This window comes from Flaviramulus sp. BrNp1-15 (assembly GCF_022259695.1).
In the GTDB taxonomy this organism is placed as follows: domain Bacteria; phylum Bacteroidota; class Bacteroidia; order Flavobacteriales; family Flavobacteriaceae; genus BrNp1-15.
Map to the genome: position 1 here is coordinate 1,810,286 of NZ_CP092099.1, position 14,503 is coordinate 1,824,788.

The 14,503-nt window shown below is 31.4% G+C and carries 13 protein-coding genes; 3 read left to right on the forward strand and 10 right to left on the reverse strand.

What is annotated here, in order from left to right; translation table 11 throughout:
- Nucleotides 1-14 precede the first annotated feature (14 nt).
- The 9 genes from MBM09_RS08025 to MBM09_RS08065 form a co-directional block, all read right to left on the reverse strand.
- Nucleotides 15-1,994, reverse strand: coding sequence for a heavy metal translocating P-type ATPase (locus MBM09_RS08025; RefSeq protein ID WP_238673185.1), 1,980 nt, complete (start codon nt 1,992-1,994; stop codon nt 15-17).
- A gap of 112 nt (nt 1,995-2,106) precedes the next feature.
- The gene (locus MBM09_RS08030; RefSeq protein WP_238673186.1) at nt 2,107-2,292 is read right to left on the reverse strand and encodes a DUF2892 domain-containing protein; all 186 of its coding nucleotides are present in this window, start codon (nt 2,290-2,292) and stop codon (nt 2,107-2,109) included.
- 17 nt (nt 2,293-2,309) lie between these two features.
- Nucleotides 2,310-2,615 (reverse strand): hypothetical protein, encoded by a 306-nt coding sequence (locus tag MBM09_RS08035; RefSeq protein ID WP_238673187.1) that lies wholly within the window; start codon nt 2,613-2,615, stop codon nt 2,310-2,312.
- A gap of 1 nt (nt 2,616) precedes the next feature.
- A complete protein-coding gene (locus MBM09_RS08040; protein ID WP_238673188.1) occupies nt 2,617-5,811 on the reverse strand; it encodes an efflux RND transporter permease subunit in 3,195 nt (1,064 codons plus the stop codon).
- Nucleotides 5,812-5,919: 108 nt separating this feature from the next.
- Entirely contained in the window at nt 5,920-7,002 is a 1,083-nt protein-coding gene (locus MBM09_RS08045) for an efflux RND transporter periplasmic adaptor subunit (protein WP_238673189.1), read from the reverse strand.
- A gap of 80 nt (nt 7,003-7,082) precedes the next feature.
- A complete protein-coding gene (locus tag MBM09_RS08050; RefSeq protein WP_238673190.1) occupies nt 7,083-8,393 on the reverse strand; it encodes a TolC family protein in 1,311 nt (436 codons plus the stop codon).
- Between the two features lie 24 nt (nt 8,394-8,417).
- Nucleotides 8,418-8,855, reverse strand: coding sequence for a DUF4405 domain-containing protein (locus MBM09_RS08055; protein ID WP_238673191.1), 438 nt, complete (start codon nt 8,853-8,855; stop codon nt 8,418-8,420).
- Between the two features lie 3 nt (nt 8,856-8,858).
- Nucleotides 8,859-9,761 carry a hypothetical protein gene (locus tag MBM09_RS08060; RefSeq protein WP_238673192.1) on the reverse strand — a complete coding sequence of 301 codons (903 nt, stop codon included), beginning with the start codon at nt 9,759-9,761 and terminating at the stop codon, nt 8,859-8,861.
- Nucleotides 9,762-9,822: 61 nt separating this feature from the next.
- On the reverse strand, nt 9,823-10,482 hold the full coding sequence (locus tag MBM09_RS08065; RefSeq protein ID WP_238673193.1) for a DUF6799 domain-containing protein: 660 nt from the start codon (nt 10,480-10,482) through the stop codon (nt 9,823-9,825).
- A gap of 167 nt (nt 10,483-10,649) precedes the next feature.
- On the opposite strand from MBM09_RS08065, the gene MBM09_RS08070 reads away from it, so the two are divergent.
- Nucleotides 10,650-11,051 carry a hypothetical protein gene (locus MBM09_RS08070; RefSeq protein WP_238673194.1) on the forward strand — a complete coding sequence of 134 codons (402 nt, stop codon included), beginning with the start codon at nt 10,650-10,652 and terminating at the stop codon, nt 11,049-11,051.
- A gap of 235 nt (nt 11,052-11,286) precedes the next feature.
- On the opposite strand, the gene MBM09_RS08075 is transcribed toward MBM09_RS08070, so the two are convergent.
- Nucleotides 11,287-11,730, reverse strand: coding sequence for an OsmC family protein (locus MBM09_RS08075; protein ID WP_238673195.1), 444 nt, complete (start codon nt 11,728-11,730; stop codon nt 11,287-11,289).
- Nucleotides 11,731-11,961: 231 nt separating this feature from the next.
- Between MBM09_RS08075 and MBM09_RS08080 the strand changes: the two genes are divergently transcribed.
- Entirely contained in the window at nt 11,962-12,336 is a 375-nt protein-coding gene (locus tag MBM09_RS08080; RefSeq protein ID WP_238673196.1) for a hypothetical protein, read from the forward strand.
- Nucleotides 12,337-12,410: 74 nt separating this feature from the next.
- Nucleotides 12,411-14,501 (forward strand): TonB-dependent receptor domain-containing protein, encoded by a 2,091-nt coding sequence (locus MBM09_RS08085; RefSeq protein ID WP_238673197.1) that lies wholly within the window; start codon nt 12,411-12,413, stop codon nt 14,499-14,501.
- The last annotated feature ends 2 nt before the right edge of the window (nt 14,502-14,503 follow it).

Genomic DNA, 14,503 nt, shown 5'->3' on the forward strand with positions numbered 1-14,503 from the left:
TTTCTTCAATTGTATTAATTAAAGCTTAATTCATTTTTAAAACGAAGTAATCTTAAAGCATTAATTACAACAACTATTGTCGAACCTTCATGAAAAGCAACTGCTAAACCAATATTAGTAAGCCCTAAAATGGTAACAGGAACTAATAAAACAACAACTCCTAAACTTATCCAGATATTTTGTTTTATAATTCGTTTGGATTGCCTGCTTAATCCTATTACGAAAGGTAAGTTTTCAATTTTATCAGACATTAAAGCAACATCAGCTGTTTCTAATGCAACATCACTTCCAGCTGCTCCCATAGCCACACTTACGGTACTTAAAGCCATTGCTGGAGCATCGTTTACACCATCACCAACCATAGCTATTTTTCCATCACGTTGTAATAGTGACTTAATAGCTTCTACTTTATCTTCAGGTAATAAATTACCTTTAGCTTCGGTTAAACCAATTTGTTTTGCTATAGCATTACCAACATTTTGATGATCGCCAGTAAGCATAATCATATGTTTTATACCAATTTCTTTTAGTCGTTTAAGTGTGCTTTTTGCTGTTTTTCTTGGCGTGTCCATTACGCTTATCAATCCTATAATTTGTTTTTTTAAAGCTACAATCATTACAGTGTGACCATTTTCTAAAAGATGCTCCATTTTAGAAATTACAAATTCATCTACATTAATGTTTGCACTTTCCATCAATTTTACATTTCCTATAAAAGCTTCTTTTTGATTATAAGTAGCTCGTATTCCTTTTCCTTGAATAGCATTAACATTTGAGGCTTTATTTTCAACTTCAATTTTATATTGACTTTTTATATCCTTAGCTATTGCCTTTGCCAATGGATGATTACTTAAACTTTCTACTTCAAGTACCAATTGTACAAATTCTATTTCATCAAAATGGTTTAGAGGAATTACGTTTGTTAGTTTTGGTTTTCCTTCAGTTAATGTTCCTGTTTTATCAAATGCTATAGTTGTTATTTCGCCTAAATCCTCTAATGCTTTTCCGCCTTTTATAAGTACTCCTTTTTGGGCAGCTCTTGCAACACCACTTAAAACAGCGCTTGGTGTTGAAATTGCTAATGCACACGGACTTGCTGCTACTAAAACTGTAATGGCTCTGTATAGACTATCATTAAAATTTTCATCAATTATTAAATAAGCAAAACACAATAAAAACACTACAATTATAACTACTGGAACATACCATTTTTCAAATTTTTTGGTGAGTCTTTGTGTAGGTGATTTTTGTGTTTCAACTTCGCTAACCATTTTAATTAATCTAGAAACTGTGGAGTCTTCACTTAACTTAAGCACTAAAACATCGATGCTGTTATCTCCATTTATTGTTCCTGTATAAACAACGTGATGTTTGTCAATTTCGTTAAATTCGGGTAAGTTATCAATAGTTGTGATTGATGTTTTGTCTACCGGAATACTTTCTCCAGTGATTGGAGCTTGGTTTATACTACTATTTCCTTTTATGATAACACCATCTGCAGCAATTTTTGAATTTGGTTTTACAACAATAACATCATTTATACGGAGGTCTTTTATTGAAATTTCTTCAAGTTTCCCCCTTTTCTTTATCAAAGCTGTTTTTGGAGATAATTTACCTAATGCTTCAATAGATTTTTTAGCTTTATTCATTGCGTAATGCTCTAAAGCATGACCCAAACTGAAAAGAAATAACAGTAAAGCACCTTCTGCCCAACTATTAATATAGGCAGCTCCAGCGGCGGCGGCAATCATTAAAAAATCGATGTCAAAACCGCCTTTAATAATTTTTTTATAAGCTTCAATAGTGATAAAATAACCGCCAAAAAAATATGAGATTATATAGCTTGAAAGAGAAACCGAAGTAGGGAAGATGCCTAATTTTTCAATTAAAAAGCCTATTAATAGAAAAACACCACATAAAACAGCAAAATACAATTCTGTTTTTTTGCCGAATATTTGACTGTGATTATGTTCTTCTTCTATTTTATCTTTCATTAAAATCTTTTTCTGATAAATTTACACTTTTTGTTAATTATCATTATATCATTAAAACAAAAGATTAACAAGAAATAGGAATTATAATCTATCTGCTTGTTTAGTTAATATCTTATTCTCTAACTCCTAGTTTTTTTAAAATGGTTTCCAATAAACACCATTTTGTAAATGCAGATTGTATTAAGTTTACACCTATAAATACTGTAAACCACATCCAATTTGGATTAACATAAATAGTAAGTACAAGACTTAGTAATACCATTGTACCAACTATTACTCTAAAATATGTATTTAACATGATTATTAATTTTAAGTTTATATAAACTTTTCTATGGGAACTACCACTGCTTTTATAGGGTTGTTCGTTTCTAAGTTTTCGTTGAATATTTCTATCAAATGGAATAAATCTTCTATTTTTTCATCATCTGTAAATGAAAAAAACAATCTAGATTCTGCACTACCTTTTACGCTTGAGAACCAATTGGAAACAGATAAGTTTGAAGATGTTGTTTTATAACCATCTATATCAGATTCACTGAAACTTTCAATATTTGCTTTTTTGAATAGTTTTAAAATATCTTTATGATATTCTTCCACAACTGTTACTAATAATAACTTCATTTTATTTATGGTTTTTACGTTCAATCATATAATATACAAGTGGCACAACCAACAGTGTTAAAACGGTTGAAACTATGGTTCCTCCCATTAACGAGATTGCTAATCCTTGGAAAATTGGATCAAAAAGGATTACAAATGCTCCAATTACAACGGTTCCAGCTGTTAATAAAATAGGTGTGGTTCTAACTGCTCCAGCTTCAATAGCTGCTTGTTTTAATGGTACACCTTCTGCTGTTCGTAGATTGATAAAATCAATCAGTAATACTGAGTTTCTAACCATAATTCCTGCTAAAGCAATCATACCAATAAATGAAGTTGCAGTAAAGAAAGCACCCATCATCCAGTGTCCTAAAATAATTCCTATTAACGATAATGGAATTGCTACCATCATCACAACTGGTGCTTTAAAGTTTTGAAACCAGCCAACAATCAAGATGTAAATCAGGATAATGGCTCCTAAAAATGCAATTCCTAAATCTCTAAAAACTTCTAAAGTAATTTGCCATTCACCATCCCATTTTACAGTGTAATCGTCTTCAAAATCTGGTTGACCTAAATACATTTCGTTAATCTTATAGCCTGTTGGTAATGGAATTTCTTTTAGTTTTTCTTCCATTCCAAGTATGGCATACGCTGGACTTTCTAATTCTCCAGCCATATCTGCTATGACATACACTACGCGTTTTTGATTTTTTCGATAAATACTTTTTGCTGCTGTAGTCTGTTTAATATCTACTAAATCTGCAATAGGAACCATATTTTCTTGAAGAGATTTTACTTTTAATTGTGAAATATCTCTAACAGAAGATTTTTCATTTTCATCTAAAGCCAGTACCAAACCGATTTGATTTGAAGCATCTTCATCATACAAATTGGTAATTGCTCTGTTTGATAAAGCCATATTCATGGTATAGGCAATTTGCTGTGGTGCAACACCGTATAACATGGCTTTTTCTTTATTAATGTTGAATTGATATTCTATTTGATCATCTTCAACCATCCAATCGATATCTACAACATCTTCTGTGTTTTTTAAAATGTCTTGAACGCTATTAGCAATTTTCATTTGCTCATCATATTCTGGTCCATAAACTTCAGCAACAATAGTAGATAACACTGGCGGTCCAGGTGGAACTTCCACTAATTTTACATTTGCATTATATTTTGAAGCAATTTTTTGAATATCCGGACGTAACAATTTAGCGATATCGTGACTTTGAGCACTACGCTCTTTTTTATCTAATAAATTCACCTGTATATCTGCCATATTGCTTCCTCCACGTAAATCGTAATGACGTACTAAACCGTTAAAAGTGATTGGAGCCGAAGTTCCAATATAATTTTGGTAATTCACCACTTCTGGACGAGTAGATAAGTATTGCGAAATTTCTTGTGCAACTACACCAGTTCTTTCAAGTGTTGTTCCTTCTGGCATATCAATAACTACTTGGAACTCATTCTTATTATCAAAGGGCAACATTTTTACTGCTACTGATTTAGTGAAAAACAATACCATTGTTCCCATTAACAATAGAAAAGTTCCGCTTAAAAACAGCCAACGTTTAGTTTTGTTCTCTAATAAAGGTCTTTCAAACTTGTTATAAATGCGATAAATAAAAGTGTCTTCAATTGCTTTTTCTTCTTTTTCAACTTCACCTTTTTTATCTTTTTCTCTTAAGAATATGTAACCTAAATAAGGCGTAATTGTTAAGGCAACAAATAGAGACAAAATCATCGCAATTGATGCTCCAATTGGCATTGGCGCCATATATGGTCCCATTAAACCAGATACAAAAGCCATAGGTAATACAGACGCAATTACAGTAAACGTTGCCAAAATAGTTGGGTTACCAACTTCATTAATGGCATACAGAGCAGCTTGTTTAAATGGTAAGCGTTTCATCTTAAAATGCCTATGCATATTTTCAGCAATAATAATGGAATCATCAACCACAATACCTGTTACAAACACTAACGCGAATAAAGTAATACGGTTTAAGGTATAGTCTAGCATGTAATAACTCAATAGCGTTAAAGCAAACGTAATTGGTACAGATAAGAAAACTACCAATCCACCACGCCAACCCATAGCAAGCATTACTACAAATGTTACTGCAATAATAGAACCTATAAGGTGTAACAATAATTCTGATACTTTATGAGACGCTGTTTCACCATAATTTCTAGTGATTTCAACATGCACATCATCCGGAATTAAAGTTGAACGTAAATGTTCTACTTTATCAATAATAACTTCAGCAATTTTCATGGCATCGGCGCCTTTACGTTTTGCTACAGATATTGTAACTGCAGGATATTCAGACTTGTACTCTGATGCTTTTTCACTTCCTTGTCCAAATCCTAAACTCACATAATTTTGTGGCACTTCCGGACCATCAATAATGGTTGCAACTTGTTTTAAATAAATTGGCTGATTTTGTTGTACACCTACTACTAAATTTTCAACATCGGTAACAGACTCTAAAAACTTCCCAGTATTCACTAAAAACTCGGTATCATTTTTATCAAAACTTCCTGAGTTTAGTTGCGAGTTGTTTGCTTTAATCATTTCAGAAACCGATAAGAAATCTAATCCGCTAGAAGCCAGTTTATCTTTATCTAAAACCACACGTAATTGTCGGTTTCTTCCTCCAATTTTATGTGTAATAGCAACATCATTTACTTTTTTAATCTCACTCTCTAGCTCCTGAGCCATTTGGCTTAATTGGTAATCATCGTAGTTTTCGCTCCACAATGTTAAGCCCAACATAGGTACATCATCAATCGCACGTGTTTTTACTAATGGAAACGTAACACCTTTCGGCATTTGGTCCATATGCTTATTAATTTCGTTGTACATTTTTACAAACGAACGCTCAATATCTTCACCAACATAAAATTGAACAATCACCATGCCTTGTTCTTTCATCGACGTTGAATACACATATTCAACCCCTTTAATATTGGAAATTAATTTCTCTAATGGTTTTATAACTCTGGATTCCACTTCGGTAGGACTTGCCCCAGGATAACCTACAAATATATCTGCTATTGGCACATCAATTTGTGGTTCTTCCTCACGCGGAATTAAAAACGAACTATACACTCCAATAACCATAAACACGATCATTAGAAGCACAGTAAGCTTCGAGCCTATAAAGACTTTGGCAATTTTTCCTGCTAAACCTTCTTTCATAATTTATATTTTTTTGGGCGTTTTAACAGGCTTTCCGTTTCAATCTTTTTTTGCCATATATGGCAGCAAAAAAAGGATTTCCACTACTATCCTTAACGCGGCTTTTAGTTATTGAATTGAAATTTTCGCTCCGTTAAATAATTTTCCTTCAGCAGAAACGATATAAGATTCATCAGAATTTAATCCTGATAAAACTTCTACATCACTTCCAAAAGTTCTTCCTAAACGCAACCAACGTAACACAGCGGTATTGCTTTGGCTAACTGTGTACACTCCCGTAAGTTGTCCTTTTTCAACAATAGCTTCAGTTGGAATTAAAACCATTGTTGATGCTGATGCTTTTTTAGCTATAGGGAACTGAACAGTTGTAAACATTCCTGATAAAATTTTAGTATCAGTTTTATCTAATGCTACTTTTACCAAATATTGTCCGCCTGTATTTTTTGCCGATGTACTTACTTCGGTTACTTTACCTTTTATTGTCTCATTGATAGATTTTACAATCACACTAACCTCAGTTCCTTTTTTAATTTTCGAAATCTCACTTTCAGGAACCATGGCTATTACTTCAAATTTACCTGGAGCTTCTACAGAAATTAAAGGCATTCCTGGATTTGCCATATCTCCAGCTTCAATATTTTTACTGGTTATTACACCACTAAAAGGAGCTGTGATATTGGAATAGGCAAATTGAGAATTAACTTCATTTTTCATTTGGTTTGCCGCTTCTAAACGCGCTTTTGCCATTTCAAAATGCGCAGTCATATCATCCATTTCCTTTTGAGATGCGCTGTTATCTGCAAACAGATTTTTATAACGAGTATAATCTTTTTGTGCATTGTTATAAGCAGCAGTGGCTTCAGTTATACTTGCGTTTACTTGGGCACGTTTTGCTTGTAAATCGGCATTATTAATAGATAGTAATAATTGCCCTTTACGTACGTTGTCGCCAACATTTACGTGTACTTTATTTACAAAACCCATCATACGCGTGCTTAAATCTGCACTATTTTCAGCTTGAATTTTCCCACTGGCAGTTATAAACGGATTGTTTCCATCAGCTTGTACTGCATTAACTTTTACAGCAATAGCAGGTGTATTATCTGCAACTGTTTTTTTCTCATCACTACCACAACTCGTTATAAAAATTGATAATGCGATTACAGCGATTATGTATGTATATTTTTTCATTGAATTTGTTTTTTATATTTAGGTCTCGACTGCGCTCGACTTGACATTTATTTTGTCTCCTCGAGCGCAGTCGAGAGGTTTTATTCTTTAGTTAAAAATTGTAAATATGCTTGTGCGTAATTGTATTCAAAAACGGTTTGGTAATATTCTAATTGCTTTTGTGCGTATTGTGTTTCTGCCATTAAAAGGTCTGATGTTTTTTCAAGTCCTTCTCCAAATCTGTTTGTTCTAATTCTTAAAGATTCTTCAGATTGTTCTAATGCTAATTCAGTTAATTTTAATCTGTTTTCTGCATCTAACAACATACGTTTTGCCTTATTAAATTCTAACTGACTTTGAGATACGTATTGCTCGTATTGTAATTTCGATTTTTCAAATTCAGCTTTACTTTTTTGTGCTTTCCCAAAACGTTTAGAACCTTGAAATAAATCCCAACTTAATTGAGCACCAAATAAGTATCCATTGGCATCTGCCTGAAAAATTTCATCGTCATATAACTCATAACTTCCAAAAGCATTTAAACGTGGTAAAAAGGCCATTTTATCTGCTTTGTTCATTGCTTCATAAGCATTTGAGGCTAGTTGCATTGCTTTAATATCTGCTCTGTTTTCTGATATTGTTTTGGTATTTATACTTAAAGCTGTAACCATTAAACTATCGGTAGGCTTGTAAACAATATCTGCTCTTTCATTCATTAAAAACGATAAGTAGTTTGAAGCATTCAATACATTACTTTTTGCTGTTTGTAATTGATTTTTAACCTCGGTTACACGAACCTCAACAGACAAAACATCAGCACGTTGTAAATACCCTTGTTTAAAACTATTGTCTGCTAATTTTTTATTTGCTTCAGCAGCATCTAACGCTTTTTCAAGTACTTCAACGGCTTTGTGTGCTAATTGTAATTGCATATAGGCTTTTTCAACTTCAAAAACTAAATAATCATTGGTGCGTTCAGTTTTTAAAGACATTGCTTCCATTTTAGATTTGGCAGCTTTACGTTGGTACATACCATCTACATTTATAAGTGGTTGCTGAATTTCTAACTTAGTTGCATAATTCTCAATTTGAGAAGGATCGTTTAACAGTGCTGGGTTAAAATCAGTTTGTGTTAAAATTTCCTGATTTAATTTAGAACCAAAAGCCATCAACGGATTTGTAGTTGCAATTCCTGTATGAGAAGCTGTAATGTTTGGTAAAAAAACAGCATTGGTTTGTCTGTAATCTGCTCTGGCTTCATTATATTCTTGCTCAGAAATTTTTATAGACCTATTTTCTTCTGAAACCTTGGTCAAAACTTCAGCTTTTGTGATTGGAACTACTTGCTGAGCTTGAAGTACCGATGCCAAAAGCATAAAACCAAAGGATAATATGTTTATGTTTTTCTTCATTATATTATTAATTTCGAGGCAAAATTAGAGATACTCATAATGTATGTCTGTAACTATTGTTACTTGATGCCTATTATTTTTTTTAATAGGTTCTACTTTTGGTTTAATAAAAAATGGACTAATTATAAGTGCTAAACAAAAGATTAGAAAGAGTAGGGCTACTATTTTTTTCGTTATAGGCTGCTTGATGAGTTTTTTAAATACACAGCAAATAATTTTCCAATGTAAAAAGATATGTGTAACAACTAGGGCCAATAAAACTAAGCCCAAAATAAGATGTATTGTACCCCATTGATGCCTATCCATTTCTAAAAAATATAGTTCTACATTGTTGCCATACTTTACCCAACGTTCTTTACCAGGAATTAAAATATATTTTATTATAAAACCTGTACCCAAAATTGCAGACATACAAATAGTCATTACAGTATTTATAGTGAAGTTTAAAACTGATTTTTTCATTCTTTAAAATTTATAACTAGCACCAACTAACCAATAGAATGTGTTTTCTAAATCTTCTTCGTAAACAGTATCCTCAACAGTTAATGTTGCGGGGTTTTTGGGTATTACTAAAGTTGGTGAAAATGATAGTGTAATAGCGTTATCCACATACCAAATAGGTAAGCTGAATTCTATGGCCATTAAATCAAATTTTTCACTTTCTTCTAAAACTAATGTAGTTGTGGTTTGATTTGTTCCACCTGTTCCTTGTCCATTTCCCTGACCCGAAGAACCTCTACCGCTTCCAAAACGATTGTTTACATAATATTCTTCGTAAAAATTTTGAGACCCAAAATAGATTTCAATTGTTGGTGAAATTTGAAATTTTTGATTGTTGGTTACAAAATCATGACTGATTGCTGATGATAAGAAAATATCAGAGTCGCTACTATTATTTATAAAAGCAATTGCAGAGGCACCTAAGTTTATGATTTTAAAGTCATAACTAAACATTGCAGTAAAATCTGCTTCAACCTCTGAAATTACATTGTAACTATCTGTATTAAAAAAGTATTTGGTAAATGAAATATCTCCTTCAAATTTTTTAATAGTAAAATCATATCCAATGGTTCCTAAAAATAAATCAATTCTACTTTCATCTGATTTTGTGAGGTAAGAAAACGAACCAGTTGCATAAAATCCAGATTTATTATGGTATGTGATTGATGGATATAAATACGGTGCAGTAATAGAATCTTTTCTACCTAAATAAACGGCGTCACTAATGTAACCTAGGCTAATTGAAAAATAAGTTGAATCGTTATCTAAGGTTTTAAAATCATTATCTAAATTGTCTTGACTGAATGCTACATTGCTAAATATGATACTTAGTAGAATAATCAGCCATTTAAGATTTAAATTTTTCATGGCTAATGTTTTAAATTTGAAAAAGGGACTTTATAGTCCTACAAAATCCCTTTTCTTATTATTATGCAGCTCCCTTTTTTTTGTTTTGTTTTTTAATGATTGATTTTTTTTGCACTTTATTTTTTATTAAAGGCTTTTTATTAATCATTTTTCTGTGTTGGAGCGTGTTTTTAAACATTTTACCATCCATATTCAAACATTCACCATCTTGAAGACGCATTTGTTGACGGGTTTGCATTTGATAATATGTACCATCAGGATTAACATATCCGCCATCATTTAATTTTAATTGTTTTTGAATCTTGTTTTGAAACTGGTTTCTAATTTGATATACTTCACCATCCATTACCATTATTTGATATCTGTTTTGGTTTCGCTCTTGAACTTGAGCTTGATTTAAACCTTTGTTTTCTTGTTGTATTTTGTAACGGTATTGGTATTCATTACGGTATTTTACGCCATCGTTATCTAAACATTCACCATCTTTTAAACGTAAACGCTTACGATCTCTGGTTACGTAAGTTCCATCAGGATTCACTATAGTTCCATCGTTTAATGTAATCTTGTCTCTTAATCTAATTTGATCTCTGTCTCTAATTTGAAGAACATCTCCATCAACCAACATAACTCGATCTCGATCGCGATCTTGAGCTTGGTCTTGAGCTTTTAATGATGTAGTACTCATTACTATAAGCGCTACTAATAAAATTATTTTTTTCATGATATGTAATACTTTAATTAATACTACACTAATGTAATTCTACATATATTTTACTACAATGATATTCATCAGTAGAAATTACACGTTCAAATTCATTTTTGTAATTGACTAATATCATTGTGAAGTATATTATTAATGAGGTACTTTATTTAATAAAATTTTATGTCATGAAAGTATTAAAGCTATTTTTTGTAATACTTGTATTAAGTATTTTCATAAGTTTAGAAAGTTGTGGTCCTGTAATTATTTCTTCAAGACCTACACATCCAACTCCAAATTGGTTTTACCCAAACAGAGTTGTTAATTTAAGGTATGTGTATTTCCCAGATCATTTAATTTATTACGATTTATCATTACGTAATTATATATATTTTGATAATGGTGTTTGGTTAACTGTAAATGTTTTACCTTCTAGATTTAATAGTATAGATTTTAAGCGGGCAAAAAGAGTTAGAGTTAATAACTATTATGGTGATAATATTAGAGATTATCATAACAATAATAAAATAAATGAAAAGGGGAGAAGAACCTACAGAGAAAATGAGTCTAGAACGAGAAGGCGTGAATAATAATCTTGATAAACAAGAAAAATAATTCCTGATAATTAGATATTATAATTAAAGAAAAAAGCACTTAATTATTTAAGTGCTTTTTATCTACTAACCAACCATAAAACTGAATAACCACTAGGCTATTATAACACTACAAAGATTGAGCTTTAAAATAATACTCGCAGTAACTTTTGTTACATAAAACCAGTTAATTATTAAATATCTTATAATTAGTTGAAAACTATCAAAATTTTCAGTTTTTTTCTATTTTAATGGTTATATCCATTTTAATATTAGAATTAACAGAATTTGATATTAAACAGGCCTTTTCTGATTTTTCTATAACCTTTTTCGCTAACTCCATATCTGCTTCATTAGCAATGGTAACAACCGGTTTTAAAATTACTTCACTAATCATAAACTTTCTATCTATCATTTCTAACTTTCCTTCAGCATCAGATTCAAAATCAATAAAATTAAGTTTAAAATTTTCTGCTACAGCTAAAAAAGTAGTCATTAAACAGCCATTAATAGCTGCTACAAAATAATGTTCAGGAGACCAGATGTTTGCTTCTCCTTTAGGGAATTCTGGTGGTGTTACTATTGTTATTTTTTCATCTAACACTTTAGAAGAAAGTAGACCTTTTCTATTTTCTTTCCAATTTACTTTTACTTGATAAAAATGTTCTTTTGTCATGTTGCTGTTATTTACTGTTCAAATGTATATGCTTTACTTAAAGTTATCTGTAACTATTATTACAAAAGGGGCTATTTTTTGTTAACAGTCTCGATAAAAATTTGGATAAATAATATTTTAATGTTCTATACAATTAGTAGAAAGTGCAACATAGGTTGCATAACAGAAATTTGAATATAAATGTGACAAATATCACATAAAGCTTTTATTAAAAGTACTATTTTTGCTATCGTGAAATTAAGCACAATCATAGTATCTATTATTTTGGGTTCGCTTATACTATTTAATAGTTTAAGAGTATCTTTTACCTATGCTTATTATGAACTTGACCCTATTGGATTTATAGAAGAACTTTGTGAGAACAAAGACAAACCAGAACTGCAATGTAATGGGAAATGTCATTTAAAAAAGGTTGCAGAGTCAAGCTCAAATGATACTAAAGAACCTACACGTTTAATAGATTTTAAAGAAATATTACTTTATACCAGCAAGCCTTTTGAATACCTTTTAAATAAAGTGGCTTCTGAAGATAAAACAGTTGCAACATACCTTAATTTGTATACTTACACAGATTTAAAAGACTCTTTTCGTCCTCCACAGGTATAGTTTATTTTCCTTTTTGTTCAATAACATAATCATTATTGAACCAATTATATTAAATAAACTATAAAAATCACAAAATGAAAATATTTTATAGCGTGTTATTATGCATGCTAATTTCTGCCGTGTCTTTTTCTCAAGAAAAAAATGATAAAGTAAATGACACAACGGTTCAAAAACATGTAAAACTTGATGAAGTATTAATAACAGGAAATGTTAAAACAGATCCTATTCACTCGACAGTTTCTAACAAGTATGCTGAAAAAGTTGTTCAGCCAAAAAATGTAGCCGATTTATTTAACGATATCAATGGGTTTTCTGTTATAAAACGCGGTAATTATGCTATCGATCCTTCGTTTAGAGCTTCTCAATACGAACAGTTAAACATTCAGTATGATGGCGGAACTAAAGCTATGCATGCTTGCCCAAACAGAATGGACCCTATTACTACGCATATTATTCCTGAAGAAATTTCAAAAATTGAAATCATAAAAGGCCCTTATACTGTACGTTATGGCGCAACTTTTGGTGGAGTAATTAATATGGTTACTCAAAAAACTGATCATTTAGAAAGCGGTTTACACGGAAAAGCCTCAGCTGGATATGAAAGTAACGGCGGCTCCTTTGTAAACATGGTTCAGTTACAATACATTCAAAATAAATATGATATTGTTGGTAATGCAGGTTACAGAGATTTTGGAAATTATGAAGATGGTAATGGTATCGAAATTCCTTCGTCATTCAGAAGTACAGATTACGGAGTAAAGTTTGGTTATAATTTCACAGTAAATCAACGTTTGCAAGTACATTGGAGACAATCTTTTGGAAGAGATGTATTGCATGCAGGTTTACCAATGGATACAGACTACGACAACAGTAGTATTTTATCTTTAGATTATAAATTGACTAATATTGGTAAAACAGTTAAGAGCTTTACTGCTAAGGCTTATTACAGTTTTGTAGATCATTTAATGACAAATTATAACAGACCAACATTTATGATGATGGAAGCGTCTTCTGCTGTTGAAGCCACTACTATCGGTGGTAAATTAGAATTAAATTGGAAACCTTCTGAAAAACTGAATGTTTTTAGTGGTTTTGATGCTATGCATATTGGAAGAGATGGAGGGAGAACACGATTAGTTAAAATTATGAATGGAAATCCTTTACCTATGCCAATGACATTTAATGATAGAGTTTGGCAAGATTCCTATATAGATGATTTTGGTGTGTTTACAGAAGCAAAATGGTCAACGAATAACACAACAATTGTAACTGCTGGTTTACGTTACGATATGGTAATATCTGATATAAAAGATCCTGATGATGATTTTGCAGCTATGTACAATTTAGAACAGCGTACAGAACATAATGTAAGCGGAACAGTTTCGGTTAAAAAACTGGTTTCAGATAACTTTATTTTAGAAGCAGCTTATGGTAGAGGTGTGCGTTCTGCAAATATGATAGAGCGTTATATTAACCACTTTACTGTTGGACAAGATCCTTATGAATACATTGGAAATCCTAATTTAGATGCCGAAGTAAATAATCAGTTTGAAATAGGTTTTAAAGGCCATACAAATTTAAATGCATTTAAGTATGCTGTATCTTTTTATTATTCTTCTTTTGAAAACTACATTGTAGCAGTTGTTGATGAGAGTTTAAACAGAAAGTATATGCCCATGGCACAACCTAGAAACCCAAAAGTATTCAGAAATCTAGATCAAGCTTATAAAACAGGGTTTGAAGCTATGGCACAAGTTGATTTTTTAAACGATTATTATTTTAAAACAGAATTAGCTTATGTGTATGCTAAAAATAAAGATTTAAGTGAGTCTTTACCACTTACAGCACCTTTTACAACTAAAATAACTCTTGGTTTTGAGAGAGAAAAATTTTGGGCTAATGCACAATATAATATAACAAGCAAACAAGAAAATATTGCAGAAAGTTTTGGTGAAACTGAAACTGATGGTTACCAGACTTTAGATATCCGTATAGGAGTAAAACCATTTAAAAATGTAACTTTTGGTGTTGCAGCTTTAAATGTGTTTGATGAAGCTTACAATAATCACTTAAACTTTTCTTTTGCTAATCAGTCAGATTTTGGAAGAACTCCAATTACTGACCCTGGTAGAAATTTAACAGCATTTCTTCAGTATAAGTTTTAATT

Excerpts from the sequence above, each read along its gene's own strand:
- MBM09_RS08025 (WP_238673185.1), bottom strand. The coding sequence starts at position 1,994 with ATGAAAGATAAAATAGAAGAAGAACATAATCACAGTCAAATATTCGGC.
- MBM09_RS08030 (WP_238673186.1), bottom strand. The coding sequence starts at position 2,292 with ATGTTAAATACATATTTTAGAGTAATAGTTGGTACAATGGTATTACTA.
- MBM09_RS08035 (WP_238673187.1), bottom strand. The coding sequence starts at position 2,615 with ATGAAGTTATTATTAGTAACAGTTGTGGAAGAATATCATAAAGATATT.
- MBM09_RS08040 (WP_238673188.1), bottom strand. The coding sequence starts at position 5,811 with ATGAAAGAAGGTTTAGCAGGAAAAATTGCCAAAGTCTTTATAGGCTCG.
- MBM09_RS08045 (WP_238673189.1), bottom strand. The coding sequence starts at position 7,002 with ATGAAAAAATATACATACATAATCGCTGTAATCGCATTATCAATTTTT.
- MBM09_RS08050 (WP_238673190.1), bottom strand. The coding sequence starts at position 8,393 with ATGAAGAAAAACATAAACATATTATCCTTTGGTTTTATGCTTTTGGCA.
- MBM09_RS08055 (WP_238673191.1), bottom strand. The coding sequence starts at position 8,855 with ATGAAAAAATCAGTTTTAAACTTCACTATAAATACTGTAATGACTATT.
- MBM09_RS08060 (WP_238673192.1), bottom strand. The coding sequence starts at position 9,761 with ATGAAAAATTTAAATCTTAAATGGCTGATTATTCTACTAAGTATCATA.
- MBM09_RS08065 (WP_238673193.1), bottom strand. The coding sequence starts at position 10,482 with ATGAAAAAAATAATTTTATTAGTAGCGCTTATAGTAATGAGTACTACA.
- MBM09_RS08070 (WP_238673194.1), top strand. The coding sequence starts at position 10,650 with ATGAAAGTATTAAAGCTATTTTTTGTAATACTTGTATTAAGTATTTTC.
- MBM09_RS08075 (WP_238673195.1), bottom strand. The coding sequence starts at position 11,730 with ATGACAAAAGAACATTTTTATCAAGTAAAAGTAAATTGGAAAGAAAAT.
- MBM09_RS08085 (WP_238673197.1), top strand. The coding sequence starts at position 12,411 with ATGAAAATATTTTATAGCGTGTTATTATGCATGCTAATTTCTGCCGTG.